The following is a 15668-nucleotide window of genomic DNA, read 5'->3' on the forward strand; positions in this document are numbered from 1 at the left end:
ATTAGAGCCCTCCACTATCAGAAAGCTTATCTACAGTTTACCATATTTTTTAAGTGGTACGTTGAAAATCCCCGTTTTTTCCGCCGGTTTTGCTCTGCAAAAAGGTTGGTCCAATGATCATTCCCTTATCCACGGCCTTGCACATGTCATAAACGGTTAACGCTGCGGCACTCGCTGCAGTCAAAGCTTCCATTTCAACACCGGTATTGCCTTTTGTTTTCACGGCTGCTTCAATATGCAGCCTGTACTGTTCTTTATTTTCTTCTTCCCATTGAAACGTAATATCTACACCCGTCAGGGACAGAGGATGGCACATTGGAATCCAGTCGGATGTTTTTTTCGCTGCCATAATGCCTGCGACCTGCGCAACGGCAAGGACATCGCCTTTACGAAACGAGCCTTCTGATATTTTTGTGTAGATTTCCTTGTTAACAGCGATTGAGCTTCTGGCTGCAGCTGTACGGACCGTCGCATCCTTTTCGGAGATGTCTACCATTTTCGCTCTTCCTTGTTCGTTAAAATGCGTAAAAGATTCCATAACCTTCTCCTTCTTCCTAGAATATACACTATCTTTGAAATCTACGGCGGATGATTTGCACGTTAATTCTAACGAAATGTTGAACATTGATTAGTTGCTCCGCTTTGCTTATGTAAGCTACACTAAGAGTAGACAGAATTCAGCAATACAGGCTAATCGAGCAGCATCTCAATCTCATTTCGCATTCAGTCTGTGAACCTTGTTATTCGTCGATAGGAATTTGAGGTGACTATACATTGATTATTTTGCAAGTGAATGACTTAACAAAATCATTTGGGGTTGACCCTATTTTATCGAATATTAAGCTGGAAGTCCAAACCCGCGACAGAATCGCGCTTGTCGGAAGAAATGGAGCAGGCAAATCCACGCTTTTAAAAATCATTACCGGTGACATGTCCTACGATTCAGGACAGCTGATCATGCCAAAAGGCGTCCGAGCCGGTTATCTAGCCCAGGACACTGGCCTTGAATCCGAACTGTCCATCTGGGATGAGATGATCAGCGTGTTCGAGCCGCTTCGGAAGATGGAAAAGCAGCTGCGCAGCATGGAGAGCCGAATGGGTGAACCTGCGCTGACCGCAGATGAAGCAGCCTACAATAAACTGCTAAAAGAGTATGATGAACTGCAGATTCAGTTCAAGGAAGCGGGCGGCTATCAATACGAATCGGACATCCGCACGGTACTTCACGGCTTTCAATTCAGCGGGTTTGACCCGTCAACTCCCGTGCAGACATTAAGCGGAGGGCAGAAAACACGCCTTGCGCTGGCTAAACTGCTCCTTACAAAGCCAGACCTTTTAATATTGGACGAGCCGACCAACCACCTGGACATTGAAACACTCTCATGGCTTGAGCAATATTTGCAGTCCTATCCCGGCGCGATCCTGCTCGTCTCGCATGACCGCTACTTCCTGGATAAAATCGTGACGACGGTCTATGAGATCTCCCGCCATCGCTCTTCCAAGTTTAAAGGCAACTACACGCAGTATCTGGAACAAAAAGCAGAACGCCTTGCACTGGATATGAAAGCCTATGAGAAGCAACAGGATGAGATCGCCAAGCTTCAGGATTTTGTTCAAAAAAACCTCGTCCGGGCCTCTACCACTAAACGTGCACAGAGCCGCAGAAAGCAGCTTGAGAAAATGGAAGTCAGGGACAAGCCGCTTGGTGATGAAAAGTCCGCTTCCTTCTTGTTCGATATAGAACGCCAAAGCGGCAATGACGTATTAAAGCTTGAACAGGTCGCTACCGGTTATGAGGACGGTGTGCCGCTCATCACTAACATTGACTATCATGTTTCCCGCCAGGACAGCGTCGCGCTTGTCGGGCCAAACGGCATCGGAAAGTCCACTCTTTTAAAGGCCATCTTAAAACAGCTGCCTTTATTGGAAGGAAACATCGCTTACGGCGCCAATGTGAAGATCGGCCATTATGAACAGGAGCAGGCGAACCTCAGTTCCAATAAAACTTTGCTGAACGAACTCTGGGACGAGTATCCTGACAAAACGGAAAAAGAAATCCGAACCGTTCTAGGCAACTTTCTGTTCAGCGGGGATGACGTACTCAAGTATGTCAATGAACTGAGCGGCGGCCAGAAAGCCCGGCTTGCTCTGGCTAAACTGATGATGCAAAAAGCCAACCTGCTGTTATTGGACGAACCGACAAACCATCTGGATATCGACAGCAAAGAGGTTCTTGAACAGGCACTCATCAATTTTCCCGGTACTATAGTTTTCGTTTCTCATGACCGTTATTTCATCAATCGGATTGCCACCAAGGTCGCTGAGCTTTCACGGACGAAAATTACAAATTATCTCGGTGACTATGATTATTATATTGCGAAAAAAACCGAGACGCGAGAACGTGAAGAATTAAAAAACAAAAGTCTCCCTTCCTCCCCGCAAGCGGATGAACCCGCCTCAGCCGGAGCGTATAAACAGGACAAGGCGGCTAAACGCGAGGACCGAAAGCGGCAGAGGAGAATTGAAGAAATAGAGACCCTCTTGGAGAAGCTTGAAACCGAGCAGGCTGTTCATGAAGAAGCGTTATGTGATCCCGCCGTTTACCAGGATTATGAGAAAACGCAGGAACATAATGAAAAGATCGAACAGATCAAAGCAGAAACTGAGCATCTTATGGAAGAATGGGAACTGCTCCAGCTCGAAGAAGAATAATGATACACACAACAGCGGTGCCAGGCACCGTTGTTTTTATTTTGCGATAATTCACAGTATCCACAAGGTTATGCACAGCTTTTATAGATAATAACTCTTTCATCAACATAGTTATGCACATTATCCACAGTTGCATAAAATGTTATCCACATTATTTTATGCACAGACATAGAAAGCAGTTTTATTGCTTTTTTTTAATTTATTCACATTATCCCCTGCCCTGTGGATAACTTTGTCCACATCTCACTAAAGCACTAAAATGCCTCAACAAAAAAATCCCTTCTCACATGTAGAAGGGATTCTTACGTTATTGTGCCTCTAAATCGAGACCTGGTACACCATTGAGTGCCCAGTCTGCTCTTTTTCCTTTTTGATAGGCAATACTGCCGGCTGCTCCGATCATAGCAGCATTATCTGTGCATAAGTTGAGCGGAGGAATAATGAGCTCATAGGGAAGATCGCTGAACTTAGCTTCCAGCGCCGCTCTTAATCCTTTATTCGCTGCTACACCGCCTGCTAAGAGCACCTGTTTCACATGATGCTCACGCGCAGCACGTGCGGTTTTTTCTACAAGCACATCAATGACCGATGCCTGAAAGCTCGCCGCCAGATCTTCAGGCTTAATAATCTCTCCGCGCTGCGCCGCATTGTGGACGGTATTGATAACAGCTGACTTTAAGCCGCTGAAGCTAAAATCATAAGAGTCTGCTTCCAGCCAGGCACGGGGAAGGTTAAGGACGGGTTCTCCATCCTGCGCAAGCCGATCAATGTGCGGTCCTCCCGGATAGGGAAGGTTCAAGGTACGCGCTACTTTGTCATAGGCCTCTCCAGCTGCGTCATCTCTCGTCTCACCGATCACTTCAAACGAGCCATGCTCCTTCATCAGAACAAGCTCAGTATGGCCCCCGGAAACAACAAGAGCAAGCAGCGGGAACTCCATCTCAGTGATCAGCCGGTTGGCATAGATATGCCCGGCGATATGATGAACCGGTACGAGCGGAAGACCATGGGCAAATGCCAAGGCTTTCGCCGCATTCACACCGATCAAAAGCGCCCCTACGAGTCCTGGTCCTTCTGTAACGGCAACCGCCGTCACATCTTCCATCGTAATTCCCGCATTCTGAAGCGCTTCTTCCATCACAACCGTAATCTGTTCAACATGATGGCGTGATGCCACTTCAGGCACGACTCCGCCAAAGCGCTTATGGCTTTCAATTTGCGAAGCGACTACATTTGCCATAATTTCTGTTCCATTTTTTACGAGCGCGACCGCTGTTTCATCACAGCTCGTTTCAATCGCCAGTATAATTTCATCCTGTTTCATCAAAGCATCACCCACATCACTAAAGCGTCTTCACCATTATCGCTGTAATAATTTTTTCTGATACCGCCATTCTGAAAACCAAGCTTGCGGTATAAATTTTGTGCTACATAGTTGCTGACCCTGACTTCAAGGCTGAGCCTTGCTGAACCATAACGCTTCGCCAGTATCATCGCCTGCTTCATAATTGCTTCCCCAAGCTTCTTGCCTCTGTATTCAGGGCGGATCGCCACATTTGTAATATGGGCATCATCTATAATGACCCAAACACCGCAGTACCCAACAATTTTCCCATCCGTCTCTAGTAAAAGGTAGTAGGCAAACTGATTATGGACAATCTCATTATAAAAAGCTTCCTGTGTCCAAGGCAGGGTAAAGGAAGCGTGTTCGATTTCAATGATATCCTGCAGGTCATTGACCGTCGCCAACCTGTATGTGTATGTCTCCTCCATGGTCTGCACCTACTCCTTCTGTGCCGCCAGCCAATTCACTTCTGCTTCTGCAAGCTGAAGATAGCTGGGAACAAAATGATGGACAGATTCTGGTTCCTTCCCCATGCCGATTCGTGCCAGTTCAGACGGGCGCGGGTTATGATCAGCTGACGTACCGAACACCGCTTGATCACCGAGCTCTTCTAGAATACTTTCTTTATGCAGCTCTAAATCGTTTCCCAAAAACAGAACCGGTTTCTCCAGGCGTTTCAATTCTTCAAGCCAATTGGTCCTCAATGCAAGCCGGTCCTCTTTTACCGCTTGAAAGCTGCCTTCATCACAGCCATACAAGCCTGTATATAGCTGGGTCCTCCTGGCGTCAAACAACGGGCAGACATAGCCATTGAAGTATTTTCCGTTCTGAGCCAAGACCTCAAGACTGGAAACACCTGCGAGCTCCTTTTTCAGCGCCCAGGCCAGCGTTTTCGCGATTGTTACCCCGATTCTTACTCCTGTATACGATCCCGGCCCTTTCGCCGTAATGATCCGGTCCAGATCGGCTGGCTTCATATTCATTTCTTTCAATAAATCATGAATCGCCGGCATAACCCGGATGGAGTGATTCTTTTTCAAGTTCGTCGTATAATCCCCAATGACTTTCTCTCCATCAACCACAGCAATACCCATGACGAGGTTCGATGTATCTATGGCTAAGGCCTTCATTTTCCTAACTCCTTACATATCGTAATAAATCGTTCGCCTGCAGGGTGAAATTTCAATTCCCTTTTTTCGTCTCCCGTGCGGCGGATCTCAATATTCAGCCGGTCTTCCGGAAGCCGGTCAGCAATGAACTGTGCCCATTCCACCACCGTTACTCCTTCACCTTCAAAATATTCCTCAAATCCCAAATCCTCATCGCTGTCTTCCAAACGATATACATCCATATGATAAAAAGGCAGACGCCCCTTATATTCTTTAATGATGGTAAATGTCGGTGAATTGACCACCCGCTTTACACCCAGACCCTTGGCAAGACCTTTTGTGAATGTCGTTTTACCTGCACCAAGATCTCCTTCAAGAGTAAGCACATCCCCCGGCCCAAGCAAGGTTCCAAGCTTCTCAGCAAGCTCACTCGTTTCTTCAGGAGAAGCTGTTGTTATTAAAAGTTGTTCCATACTTGCACCTCAATCAGAAAAATGGTTATATCCCGCTTTCGACAGTTTTTCAACCGAAGTTCCTCTGTTCAGCAGCACACCGGGCGACCCTTTTGTTACCCGTCCGATCACCATTAAACAAATCCCGGCTTTTTCGCAAGCCGCCTGCACTTCAGGAAAGGCATCCGGAGACATCGTCCCGATCAGTTTGTAATCTTCTCCGCCAAACAGCATCCATTCGTCCTGCATCTTGCTGGGATAGTACTGGATGGCTGCACTTTTTGGAAGTTTATCATGAAAAAGTGTGATCGAAACACCGCTCGCTTCTGCGATCTCATTTGCTTCGCTGGCCACGCCATCACTGATATCGTTCAGCGCCACTCGTCTATTGGACTTCGCCAAGATCCTCCCTGCCCCCACATGTGGCAAAGGAAGCTGATGCTCTTTGACAAGGAGAGCTTCCTCTGTGCTGAATTCACCTTGGTGGGATCGTTCTAAAAGCAGGGACAATCCACCCGCAGAATCTCCGACCGGGCCTGATACAAAAACAACATCATCAGGTTCAGCGTTGCTTCTCAAAAGCTTCCTTCCTTGCTCTACCTGGCCCAATACGGTCACAGATAAAACAAGAGGACCTTTCGTAGAAACGGTATCGCCGCCGATCAGATCCATATCATATTCTTCAGCAAGTGCAGCCATTCCCTTGTAGATCTGGGACAGCTTCCCTTCCTCCCATGAAGGCGGAATAGAAATAGAAACCAAGTAAAAAAGAGGTATACCACCCATTGCAGCAATATCGCTAATGTTGGCGGCAAGCGCTTTATGGCCGACATGAAACGGAGTCAATGTGCTTTGCGTGAAATGAACGTCCTCCACCATCGTATCAAGGCATACAATCTGATCAAGCTCTGAACCTTTTATGAGAGCCGCGTCATCCCCAATTCCTTGTATAAGCGAAGACTGTTTATGGCCGGCCGGACTAATCGTTTTAATCCACTCAAATTCATCTTTCATCGTATGTACCCTTCCACTTTCACGGTCGTTTTTAACAAAAAAGCCTTTTGATTTTATACCCTATCCTATTTAAAATCCCTGTGCTTTTTTTACAAAAAAGCCTTTTGATTTTTCATTCTATAAAAAATCCCTAGGCATCGAATGATCCTAAGGGTTATGTGTCTTTTATTAGTTTATCTTATTTTATGGAAAAAACCTATTTTTACATAAAAAAACACGAAACAAATTGTTTCGTTTACGTTTTAAAAGTAATGGCGGACCCGACCGGGGTCGAACCGGCGATCTCCTGCGTGACAGGCAGGCATGTTAACCACTACACCACGGGTCCATTTATCATTTACTCATGGAGTAGATAAATTAAATTGGTTGCGGGGACAGGATTTGAACCTGCGACCTTTGGGTTATGAGCCCAACGAGCTACCAGACTGCTCCACCCCGCGATGATATGAATGTGCACGGACGATGTGTCCGAGTATCGACTGTCATATGATGTATTCGGCTGACTTTTTCATCCGAACTTATTTATGTCTGAGTCGACAATAATTAATATATCATGAATTTTGAAATCACGCAACTCTTTTTGTATAATTGCACGCCAGTAAATTTTTACTGACGTGCAACTTAAAATTATTATGCCACTTTCTCGTCTTTATTATCCTTTTTATTAAGACCTTTTCCATAATAAAAAGCAACAAGTCCTAAAATCCAGATCGGTCCAACGATAAGAGCGATTCGTGTTTCTTTAAAGTACCCCATGATTCCTACCACCATCAGCAAAAAGGCTAAAGCAATATAAGATCCATAAGGCCACAGTGGTGTTTTGTACTTCAATTCTTTAAGTTCTTGCGGTGATAACGACTTTCTGAACTTTATCTGGGACAAGAGAATGGTTCCCCAAGTCCATATTGCTCCGAATGTAGAGATACTTGTAATCCATACAAATACTTTAGATCCCGGGAAGAGATAATTCAGAATAACCCCGATCAATAGGACTCCTGAAGATACAAGGATTGCCTTTGACGGAACACCGGTGCGGCTGATTTTTTTCATGCCGGCCGGCGCCTGCTCCTGCTCAGCCAGATTGAACAGCATGCGTCCTGTGCTGAAAATACCGCTGTTACAGCTGGAAAGGGCTGCTGTCAAAACAACAAAGTTGATGATTCCAGCGGCTTGGGCAATACCGATTTTATCAAAGGTCAAAACAAATGGGCTTCCAGTAGTACCAATTTCATTCCACGGGTAGATGGACATGATAACAAAAAGTGCACCCACGTAGAATAGTAAAATTCTCCAAAACACAGTGTCAATTGCACGGGCAAGTACCTTTTTCGGGTTTTTAACTTCTCCAGCCGTGACACCAATCATCTCAATGCCCAAGAAGGCGAACATGACCATTTGCATGGACATTAAAATACCTTTAACTCCATGAGGAGCAAATCCTCCATGATTCCAGAGGTTGCTGATCCCTGTAGCAATTCCGTGATTCCCAAAACCGAATATAATAATGCCTAGACCTGTAACAATCAAAACGATAATAGCGACAATCTTAATTAAAGCAAACCAAAATTCAAATTCTCCATAGGCTTTTGCGGTGATTAAGTTGACAGAAGCCATAATAACCAATGCAGCTAGTGCCCATATCCATGTCGGTACATCTGGAAACCATTTTTCCATATAGATTCCGACAGCTGTAATTTCGGCCATACAGGTAACCACCCATAAAAACCAGTAGTTCCAGCCTGTGATATAACCGGAAATCGGACCAAGGTTGTCTTTTGCATACCGGCTGAATGAGCCGGCTACCGGATTATGAATCGCCATTTCTCCAAGGGCTCTCATAATCAAAAACATGACGGCGCCCGCAATCGTATAGGCAACGAGTATAGCAGGACCAGCAAGCTTTATAGCATTAGCAGAACCCAAAAATAACCCAACACCAATTGCGGCACCAAGTGACATTAATGTGATATGTCTTGATTCCAATCCACGGTGTAATTCTTCTTGTTGCTTCATATATCTTGTTGTCCTCCTTGTTGTCTTTGTAAAGCGCTTTCATAGCTATTCTAGCACATTCTCACAAATTCGACAAATCTGATAATTTACCATAAATTCCCTTACAACGCATGATTAAGGGCGTTTTGGAAGACTTCGGTAATGTCCCCCTTATCTTCAATGCCAACCGAAATCCTTACTACATGTTTCGTAATCCCCAGTCTTTTTATAAGCTCGTCCGGCATGGCTCGATGAGAAGTCCCTAGCGGATAGGATACACTCGTCTCCACACCTGCCAGCGTTGCAACGATTTTAACCCATGATAAGTGGCGGAAAAACCCTTCAATATCGGCATCATCACTCAGCTCAGCAGTAACAATTGCTCCGTTGCCTTGCATGCTGGCCGACTCAGGATAATATACCTTTTTAATGGCTGGATGTTCCTTCAAAACCTCTGCTAACCAAGCTGCGTTCTTCACTTGCCGTTCCATTCTTACGCTCAAAGTCTTTAATCCTCTGGCCGCCAGCCACGCATCAAAAGGGCCGAGATTACATCCAAGGTTCGCCATCTTTTCTTTGGCTTTTTGAACAATGTCCTGATCCCCTGTAATGATTCCCGCTGTTACATCACTATGTCCTGAAATATATTTTGTCGCACTATGTATGACTACGTTCACACCCTGCACATACGGCTGAAGAAGGTATGGAGTAGCAAATGTATTATCAATCATCGAGATGACTTTATTTTTCTTGGCCAGCTCTGCTATCCCGTGAATGTCCTCTACTCTAAGCAATGGATTAGTTATGGATTCAGAGTATAAGATTTTTGTATTGGGCTGTATGGCTTCTTGAATGGATTGCTGATCCGCAAACGGGACAAACGTGACTTCATGCCAAACGTCTTCAATTCTGAAGCAAACAGATGGTATGTACCGCCATATAGATCATCACAGGCAACAATATGATCTCCGCTTTGCGCAACTGCAAGCACCGCACATAAAGTCGCTGAGAGTCCAGAAGACGTCGCTGCTCCTGATGGTGCTCCCTCCAGCCGTGCCACTCCCGTAGCTAAATCATCATTGTTTGGATTATCCACCCGTGAATACAAGTACGGCTTGTTTCCTCTGAAATAATCTTCAATGTCATCCAGGTCTTTAAATGAATAGGCAGTGGTTTGGTAAATAGGCTGTACCTTGCTTGCCACTTCCGACTCCCGGATTGTACTAAAATGAACAGCTTTTGTATCAAACTTTTTATCCTTCATGCTAACACCTCTTCAGCCATAATTTCACCTATCATACCATATCAGCTGTAGAAGAGTTATGTGTGTTTATAATAAATTGCAGAGATGCTCTTGGCTGGTGTGCGGAAAGGGGTTTATTGAAGAAAAAGAACTAATTAGGGTTTGTTTTTATAGATTTTCTGGAGTTCCTCCTATGGGGTGGCTTCTTTTTAATGTATATATGAGGGTTCGAGGAGGGTTCGAGGTCAGATGAGGGTAATTTAGGCGATCTTTCCCTGGGCGATTTGGAGCGTTACTTGCGGATTTGGTGGGTTTACTTGCGGCTTTGGCTCGTTTACTTGCGGTTCGACAGCGTTTACTTGCGATTTTACACCCGTTACTTGCGGTTCGACAAGGTTTACTTGCCTATCACGTCATTTTCATACTTATTTGGTTGATCCCTCGATGGTTTTAGTTTGTATTGACTTTACCCTTTCGTGTTCTCTTTAAAAATCCTTTTTTTGTGGCTAAGGGATAAGAATTTGAAGGTTCTACTTTGTTGATTCGGGATCGTTACTTGCGGGTTTGTACGGTTTACATGCGGCTTCGGCCCTTTTACGTGCGACTTTGAAGGATTTACATGCGGGAATGGAGACTTTACGTGCGACTTTTCACCCTTTACATGCCAAACCCATCATTTTCATAATAGAACATACAAAAAAGCACCGCTGGAATCAATCCAACAGTGCTTCGTGCATGCCCGGCAACGTCCTACTCTTACAGGGGGAAGCCCCCAACTACCATCGGCGCTGAAGAGCTTAACTTCCGTGTTCGGTATGGGAACGGGTGTGACCTCTTCGCTATCGCCACCAGACATATGTAGGTTTTTCAACCTAGTTTGAGGTATATTCCCTCAAAACTAGATAACTTTTCATCCAAACTTCTGATTATTTTAAGGATAAGCCCTCGACCGATTAGTATCTGTCAGCTCCACGTGTCACCACGCTTCCACACCAGACCTATCAACCTCATCATCTCTAAGGGGTCTTACTCACTTGACGTGATGGGAAATCTCATCTTGAGGGGGGCTTCATGCTTAGATGCTTTCAGCACTTATCCCGTCCACACGTAGCTACCCAGCTATGCCCCTGGCGGAACAACTGGTACACCAGCGGTGTGTCCATCCCGGTCCTCTCGTACTAAGGACAGCTCCTCTCAAATTTCCTGCGCCCGCGACGGATAGGGACCGAACTGTCTCACGACGTTCTGAACCCAGCTCGCGTACCGCTTTAATGGGCGAACAGCCCAACCCTTGGGACCTACTTCAGCCCCAGGATGCGATGAGCCGACATCGAGGTGCCAAACCTCCCCGTCGATGTGGACTCTTGGGGGAGATAAGCCTGTTATCCCCAGGGTAGCTTTTATCCGTTGAGCGATGGCCCTTCCATGCGGAACCACCGGATCACTAAGCCCGACTTTCGTCCCTGCTCGACTTGTAGGTCTCGCAGTCAAGCTCCCTTGTGCCTTTACACTCTGCGAATGATTTCCAACCATTCTGAGGGAACCTTTGGGCGCCTCCGTTACAATTTAGGAGGCGACCGCCCCAGTCAAACTGCCCACCTGACACTGTCTCCGAACCGGATCACGGTTCCAGGTTAGAATTTCAATACAGTCAGGGTAGTATCCCACCGACGCCTCCATCGAAGCTGGCGCTCCGACTTCCCAGGCTCCTACCTATCCTGTACAAACTGTACCAAAATCCAATATCAAGCTGCAGTAAAGCTCCATGGGGTCTTTCCGTCCTGTCGCGGGTAACCTGCATCTTCACAGGTACTATAATTTCACCGGGTCTCTCGTTGAGACAGTATCCAAGTCGTTACACCTTTCGTGCGGGTCGGAACTTACCCGACAAGGAATTTCGCTACCTTAGGACCGTTATAGTTACGGCCGCCGTTTACTGGGGCTTCAATTCAGAGCTTCTCCCGTAAGGGATAACCCCTCCTCTTAACCTTCCAGCACCGGGCAGGTGTCAGCCCCTATACTTCGCCTTGCGGCTTCGCAGAGACCTGTGTTTTTGCTAAACAGTCGCTTGGATCTATTCACTGCGGCTCTCTCGGGCGTTAACCCTATCAGAGCACCCCTTCTCCCGAAGTTACGGGGTCATTTTGCCGAGTTCCTTAACGAGAGTTCTCCCGATCATCTTAGGATTCTCTCCTCGCCTACCTGTGTCGGTTTGCGGTACGGGCACCTCTTTCCTCACTAGAGGCTTTTCTTGGCAGTGTAGGATCAGGGACTTCGGTACTGTAATTTCCCTCGCCGTCACAGCTCAGCCTTCACGATTGCGGGATTTGCCTCACAATCAGCCTAACTGCTTAGACGCGCATTTCCAATCGCGCGCTCTCCCTACCTTCCTGCGTCCCCCCGTCGTTCAAACGGAAAGGAGGTGGTACAGGAATTTCAACCTGTTGGCCATCGCCTACGCCTTTCGGCCTCGGCTTAGGTCCCGACTAACCCTGAGCGGACGAGCCTTCCTCAGGAAACCTTAGGCTTTCGATGGACAAGATTCTCACTTGTCTTTCGCTACTCATACCGGCATTCTCACTTCAAAGCGCTCCACCAGTCCTTCCGGTCTGACTTCACCGCACTTCGAACGCTCCCCTACCACTGTACCCTAAGGTACAATCCATAGCTTCGGTGATACGTTTAGCCCCGGTACATTTTCGGCGCAGAGTCACTCGACCAGTGAGCTATTACGCACTCTTTAAATGGTGGCTGCTTCTAAGCCAACATCCTGGTTGTCTGGGCAACTCCACATCCTTTCCCACTTAACGTATACTTTGGGACCTTAGCTGATGGTCTGGGCTGTTTCCCTCTTGACTACGGATCTTATCACTCGCAGTCTGACTCCCGCGGATAAGTCTCTGGCATTCGGAGTTTGACTGAATTCGGTAACCCTGTGGGGGCCCCTAGTCCAATCAGTGCTCTACCTCCAGGACTCTAGCCGCGAGGCTAGCCCTAAAGCTATTTCGGGGAGAACCAGCTATCTCCGTGTTCGATTGGCATTTCACCCCTACCCACACCTCATCCCCGCACTTTTCAACGTGCGTGGGTTCGGGCCTCCATTCAGTGTTACCTGAACTTCACCCTGGACATGGGTAGATCACACGGTTTCGGGTCTACGACAACGTACTATGGCGCCCTGTTCAGACTCGCTTTCGCTGCGGCTCCGCCTTATCAGCTTAACCTTGCACGTTATCGTAACTCGCCGGTTCATTCTACAAAAGGCACGCTGTCACCCGTTAATGGGCTCCAACTACTTGTAGGCACACGGTTTCAGGATCTCTTTCACTCCCCTTCCGGGGTGCTTTTCACCTTTCCCTCACGGTACTGGTTCACTATCGGTCACTAGGGAGTATTTAGCCTTGGGAGATGGTCCTCCCGGATTCCGACGGGGTTTCACGTGTCCCGCCGTACTCAGGATCCACTCAGGAGGGAACGAAGTTTCAACTACAGGGCTGTTACCTTCTTTGGCTGGCCTTTCCAGACCGCTTCATCTACCCCGTTCCTTTGTAACTCCATGTTGAGTGTCCTACAACCCCAGAGGGCAAGCCCTCTGGTTTGGGCTGATTCCGTTTCGCTCGCCGCTACTCAGGAAATCGCATTTGCTTTCTCTTCCTCCGGGTACTTAGATGTTTCAGTTCCCCGGGTCTGCCTTCTCATATCCTATGTATTCAGATATGGATACCATCCCATTACGGATGGTGGGTTCCCCCATTCGGAAATCCCCGGATCAATGCTTACTTACAGCTCCCCGAGGCATATCGGTGTTCGTCCCGTCCTTCTTCGGCTCCTAGTGCCAAGGCATCCACCGTGCGCCCTTTCTAGCTTAACCTTTAACCGAATCAGCTTTTCAGCTGAATCGTTTCACATGATCGTTAGATCATGGGTCTTGCATAATCAGCGCACAACTAATGAATTAGTTGGCTTTGTTTGGATGTTTCGTTATCTAGTTTTCAAGGAACATGGTCCGTGCGCACAAAAAAATGCGTCACATAACCTCTATTGTTTGAAAGAAACGATGTTCTTTCAAAACCAAACAAAAGCTCAGGTAAGTTCATGAGGCTACTAAGTGCACTCATGTCTCCATAGAAAGGAGGTGATCCAGCCGCACCTTCCGATACGGCTACCTTGTTACGACTTCACCCCAATCATCTGTCCCACCTTCGGCGGCTGGCTCCTAAAAGGTTACCCCACCGACTTCGGGTGTTACAAACTCTCGTGGTGTGACGGGCGGTGTGTACAAGGCCCGGGAACGTATTCACCGCGGCATGCTGATCCGCGATTACTAGCAATTCCGGCTTCATGTAGGCGAGTTGCAGCCTACAATCCGAACTGAGAGTGGCTTTTTGGGATTGGCTCGGCCTCGCGGCTTTGCAACCCTTTGTACCACCCATTGTAGCACGTGTGTAGCCCAGGTCATAAGGGGCATGATGATTTGACGTCATCCCCACCTTCCTCCGGTTTGTCACCGGCAGTCACCTTAGAGTGCCCAACTGAATGCTGGCAACTAAGGTCAAGGGTTGCGCTCGTTGCGGGACTTAACCCAACATCTCACGACACGAGCTGACGACAACCATGCACCACCTGTCACTCTGTCCCCCGAAGGGGAAAGTCCTATCTCTAGGATGGTCAGAGGATGTCAAGACCTGGTAAGGTTCTTCGCGTTGCTTCGAATTAAACCACATGCTCCACTGCTTGTGCGGGCCCCCGTCAATTCCTTTGAGTTTCAACCTTGCGGTCGTACTCCCCAGGCGGAGTGCTTAATGTGTTAACGTCAGCACTGAGGGTGGAACCCCCCAACACCTAGCACTCATCGTTTACGGCGTGGACTACCAGGGTATCTAATCCTGTTTGCTCCCCACGCTTTCGCGCCTCAGCGTCAGTTACAGGCCAAAAAGCCGCCTTCGCCACTGGTGTTCCTCCACATCTCTACGCATTTCACCGCTACACGTGGAATTCCACTTTTCTCTCCTGCACTCAAGTTCCCCAGTTTCCAATGACCCTCCACGGTTGAGCCGTGGGCTTTCACATCAGACTTAAAGAACCGCCTGCGCGCGCTTTACGCCCAATAATTCCGGATAACGCTTGCCACCTACGTATTACCGCGGCTGCTGGCACGTAGTTAGCCGTGGCTTTCTGGTCAGGTACCGTCAAGGTACCGGCAGTTACTCCGGTACTTGTTCTTCTCTGACAACAGAGCTTTACGACCCGAAGGCCTTCATCGCTCACGCGGCGTTGCTCGGTCAGACTTTCGTCCATTGCCGAAGATTCCCTACTGCTGCCTCCCGTAGGAGTCTGGGCCGTGTCTCAGTCCCAGTGTGGCCGATCACCCTCTCAGGTCGGCTACGCATCGTCGCCTTGGTGAGCCGTTACCTCACCAACTAGCTAATGCGCCGCGGGCCCATCTGTAAGCGTCAGCACAAGGCCGACTTTCAAAAAAGAAACAGGCGTTTCTCTTTATCATCCGGTATTAGCTTCGGTTTCCCGAAGTTATCCCCGTCTTACAGGCAGGTTACCCACGTGTTACTCACCCGTCCGCCGCTAACCTCAGAGAGCAAGCTCTCTTTGGTCCGCTCGACTTGCATGTATTAGGCACGCCGCCAGCGTTCATCCTGAGCCAGGATCAAACTCTCCAATAAAGTGTTTGATATAGCTCTTAAAGTTTAAAAATTGATGGGATTGTAAAATCCCTGACTTACCTGGCTTTTGTTTGGTTTTCAAAGAACATTTGCTACTAGTTAGTGTAGCTTAGCTATTATACC

Annotated in this window: 8 protein-coding genes, 2 tRNA genes, 3 rRNA genes and 1 pseudogene; 1 reads left to right on the forward strand and 13 read right to left on the reverse strand. The window is 47.6% G+C overall.

What is annotated here, in order from left to right; genetic code table 11:
• Positions 1-49 precede the first annotated feature (49 nt).
• Entirely contained in the window at positions 50-538 is a 489-nt protein-coding gene (moaC, locus tag OKX00_RS22120) for a cyclic pyranopterin monophosphate synthase MoaC (protein WP_062239988.1), read from the reverse strand.
• A 236-nt stretch (positions 539-774) separates the two neighbouring features.
• Between moaC and OKX00_RS22125 the strand changes: the two genes are divergently transcribed.
• A complete protein-coding gene (locus OKX00_RS22125) occupies positions 775-2712 on the forward strand; it encodes an ABC-F family ATP-binding cassette domain-containing protein (protein WP_265408890.1) in 1938 nt (645 codons plus the stop codon).
• A 307-nt stretch (positions 2713-3019) separates the two neighbouring features.
• Here OKX00_RS22125 and tsaD read toward each other — a convergent pair whose 3' ends face one another.
• The 12 genes and pseudogenes from tsaD to OKX00_RS22185 all read right to left on the reverse strand — a co-directional run bounded on the left by tsaD (position 3020) and on the right by OKX00_RS22185 (position 15545).
• Positions 3020-4036 carry a tRNA (adenosine(37)-N6)-threonylcarbamoyltransferase complex transferase subunit TsaD gene (tsaD, locus tag OKX00_RS22130; RefSeq protein ID WP_265408891.1) on the reverse strand — a complete coding sequence of 339 codons (1017 nt, stop codon included), beginning with the start codon at positions 4034-4036 and terminating at the stop codon, positions 3020-3022.
• The gene (rimI, locus tag OKX00_RS22135) at positions 4036-4485 is read right to left on the reverse strand and encodes a ribosomal protein S18-alanine N-acetyltransferase (protein WP_091010497.1); all 450 of its coding nucleotides are present in this window, start codon (positions 4483-4485) and stop codon (positions 4036-4038) included. Before rimI ends, tsaD begins: the two co-directional genes overlap by 1 nt.
• A gap of 9 nt (positions 4486-4494) precedes the next feature.
• The gene (gene tsaB, locus OKX00_RS22140; RefSeq protein ID WP_265408892.1) at positions 4495-5187 is read right to left on the reverse strand and encodes a tRNA (adenosine(37)-N6)-threonylcarbamoyltransferase complex dimerization subunit type 1 TsaB; all 693 of its coding nucleotides are present in this window, start codon (positions 5185-5187) and stop codon (positions 4495-4497) included.
• On the reverse strand, positions 5184-5639 hold the full coding sequence (gene tsaE, locus OKX00_RS22145) for a tRNA (adenosine(37)-N6)-threonylcarbamoyltransferase complex ATPase subunit type 1 TsaE (protein ID WP_053356079.1): 456 nt from the start codon (positions 5637-5639) through the stop codon (positions 5184-5186). Before tsaE ends, tsaB begins: the two co-directional genes overlap by 4 nt.
• Before the next feature lie 9 nt (positions 5640-5648).
• Entirely contained in the window at positions 5649-6632 is a 984-nt protein-coding gene (gene thiL / locus OKX00_RS22150) for a thiamine-phosphate kinase (protein WP_265408893.1), read from the reverse strand.
• A 252-nt stretch (positions 6633-6884) separates the two neighbouring features.
• Positions 6885-6960: transfer RNA gene (locus tag OKX00_RS22155), tRNA-Asp, on the reverse strand.
• 35 nt (positions 6961-6995) lie between these two features.
• Positions 6996-7072 (reverse strand) — tRNA-Met (locus tag OKX00_RS22160).
• 190 nt (positions 7073-7262) lie between these two features.
• A complete protein-coding gene (locus OKX00_RS22165; RefSeq protein ID WP_062240001.1) occupies positions 7263-8645 on the reverse strand; it encodes an amino acid permease in 1383 nt (460 codons plus the stop codon).
• Between the two features lie 101 nt (positions 8646-8746).
• Positions 8747-9888 (reverse strand): annotated as a pseudogene (locus tag OKX00_RS22170) (trans-sulfuration enzyme family protein).
• 716 nt (positions 9889-10604) lie between these two features.
• Positions 10605-10720 (reverse strand): 5S ribosomal RNA (gene rrf / locus OKX00_RS22175).
• Positions 10721-10800: 80 nt separating this feature from the next.
• Positions 10801-13738: ribosomal RNA gene (locus tag OKX00_RS22180) — 23S ribosomal RNA — on the reverse strand.
• A gap of 257 nt (positions 13739-13995) precedes the next feature.
• Positions 13996-15545, reverse strand: a 16S ribosomal RNA gene (locus OKX00_RS22185).
• The 16S, 23S and 5S rRNA genes sit together here, the layout of an rRNA operon.
• Positions 15546-15668: the final 123 nt, after the last annotated feature.

It is taken from the genome of Fictibacillus sp. KU28468 (assembly GCF_026153615.1).
Classification (GTDB): domain Bacteria; phylum Bacillota; class Bacilli; order Bacillales; family Fictibacillaceae; genus Fictibacillus_C; species Fictibacillus_C marinisediminis.

Coding starts and splice junctions, on each gene's coding strand:
- moaC (WP_062239988.1), bottom strand. CDS start 538: ATGGAATCTTTTACGCATTTTAACGAACAAGGAAGAGCGAAAATGGTA.
- tsaD (WP_265408891.1), bottom strand. CDS start 4,036: ATGAAACAGGATGAAATTATACTGGCGATTGAAACGAGCTGTGATGAA.
- rimI (WP_091010497.1), bottom strand. CDS start 4,485: ATGGAGGAGACATACACATACAGGTTGGCGACGGTCAATGACCTGCAG.
- tsaB (WP_265408892.1), bottom strand. CDS start 5,187: ATGAAGGCCTTAGCCATAGATACATCGAACCTCGTCATGGGTATTGCT.
- tsaE (WP_053356079.1), bottom strand. CDS start 5,639: ATGGAACAACTTTTAATAACAACAGCTTCTCCTGAAGAAACGAGTGAG.
- thiL (WP_265408893.1), bottom strand. CDS start 6,632: ATGAAAGATGAATTTGAGTGGATTAAAACGATTAGTCCGGCCGGCCAT.
- OKX00_RS22165 (WP_062240001.1), bottom strand. CDS start 8,645: ATGAAGCAACAAGAAGAATTACACCGTGGATTGGAATCAAGACATATC.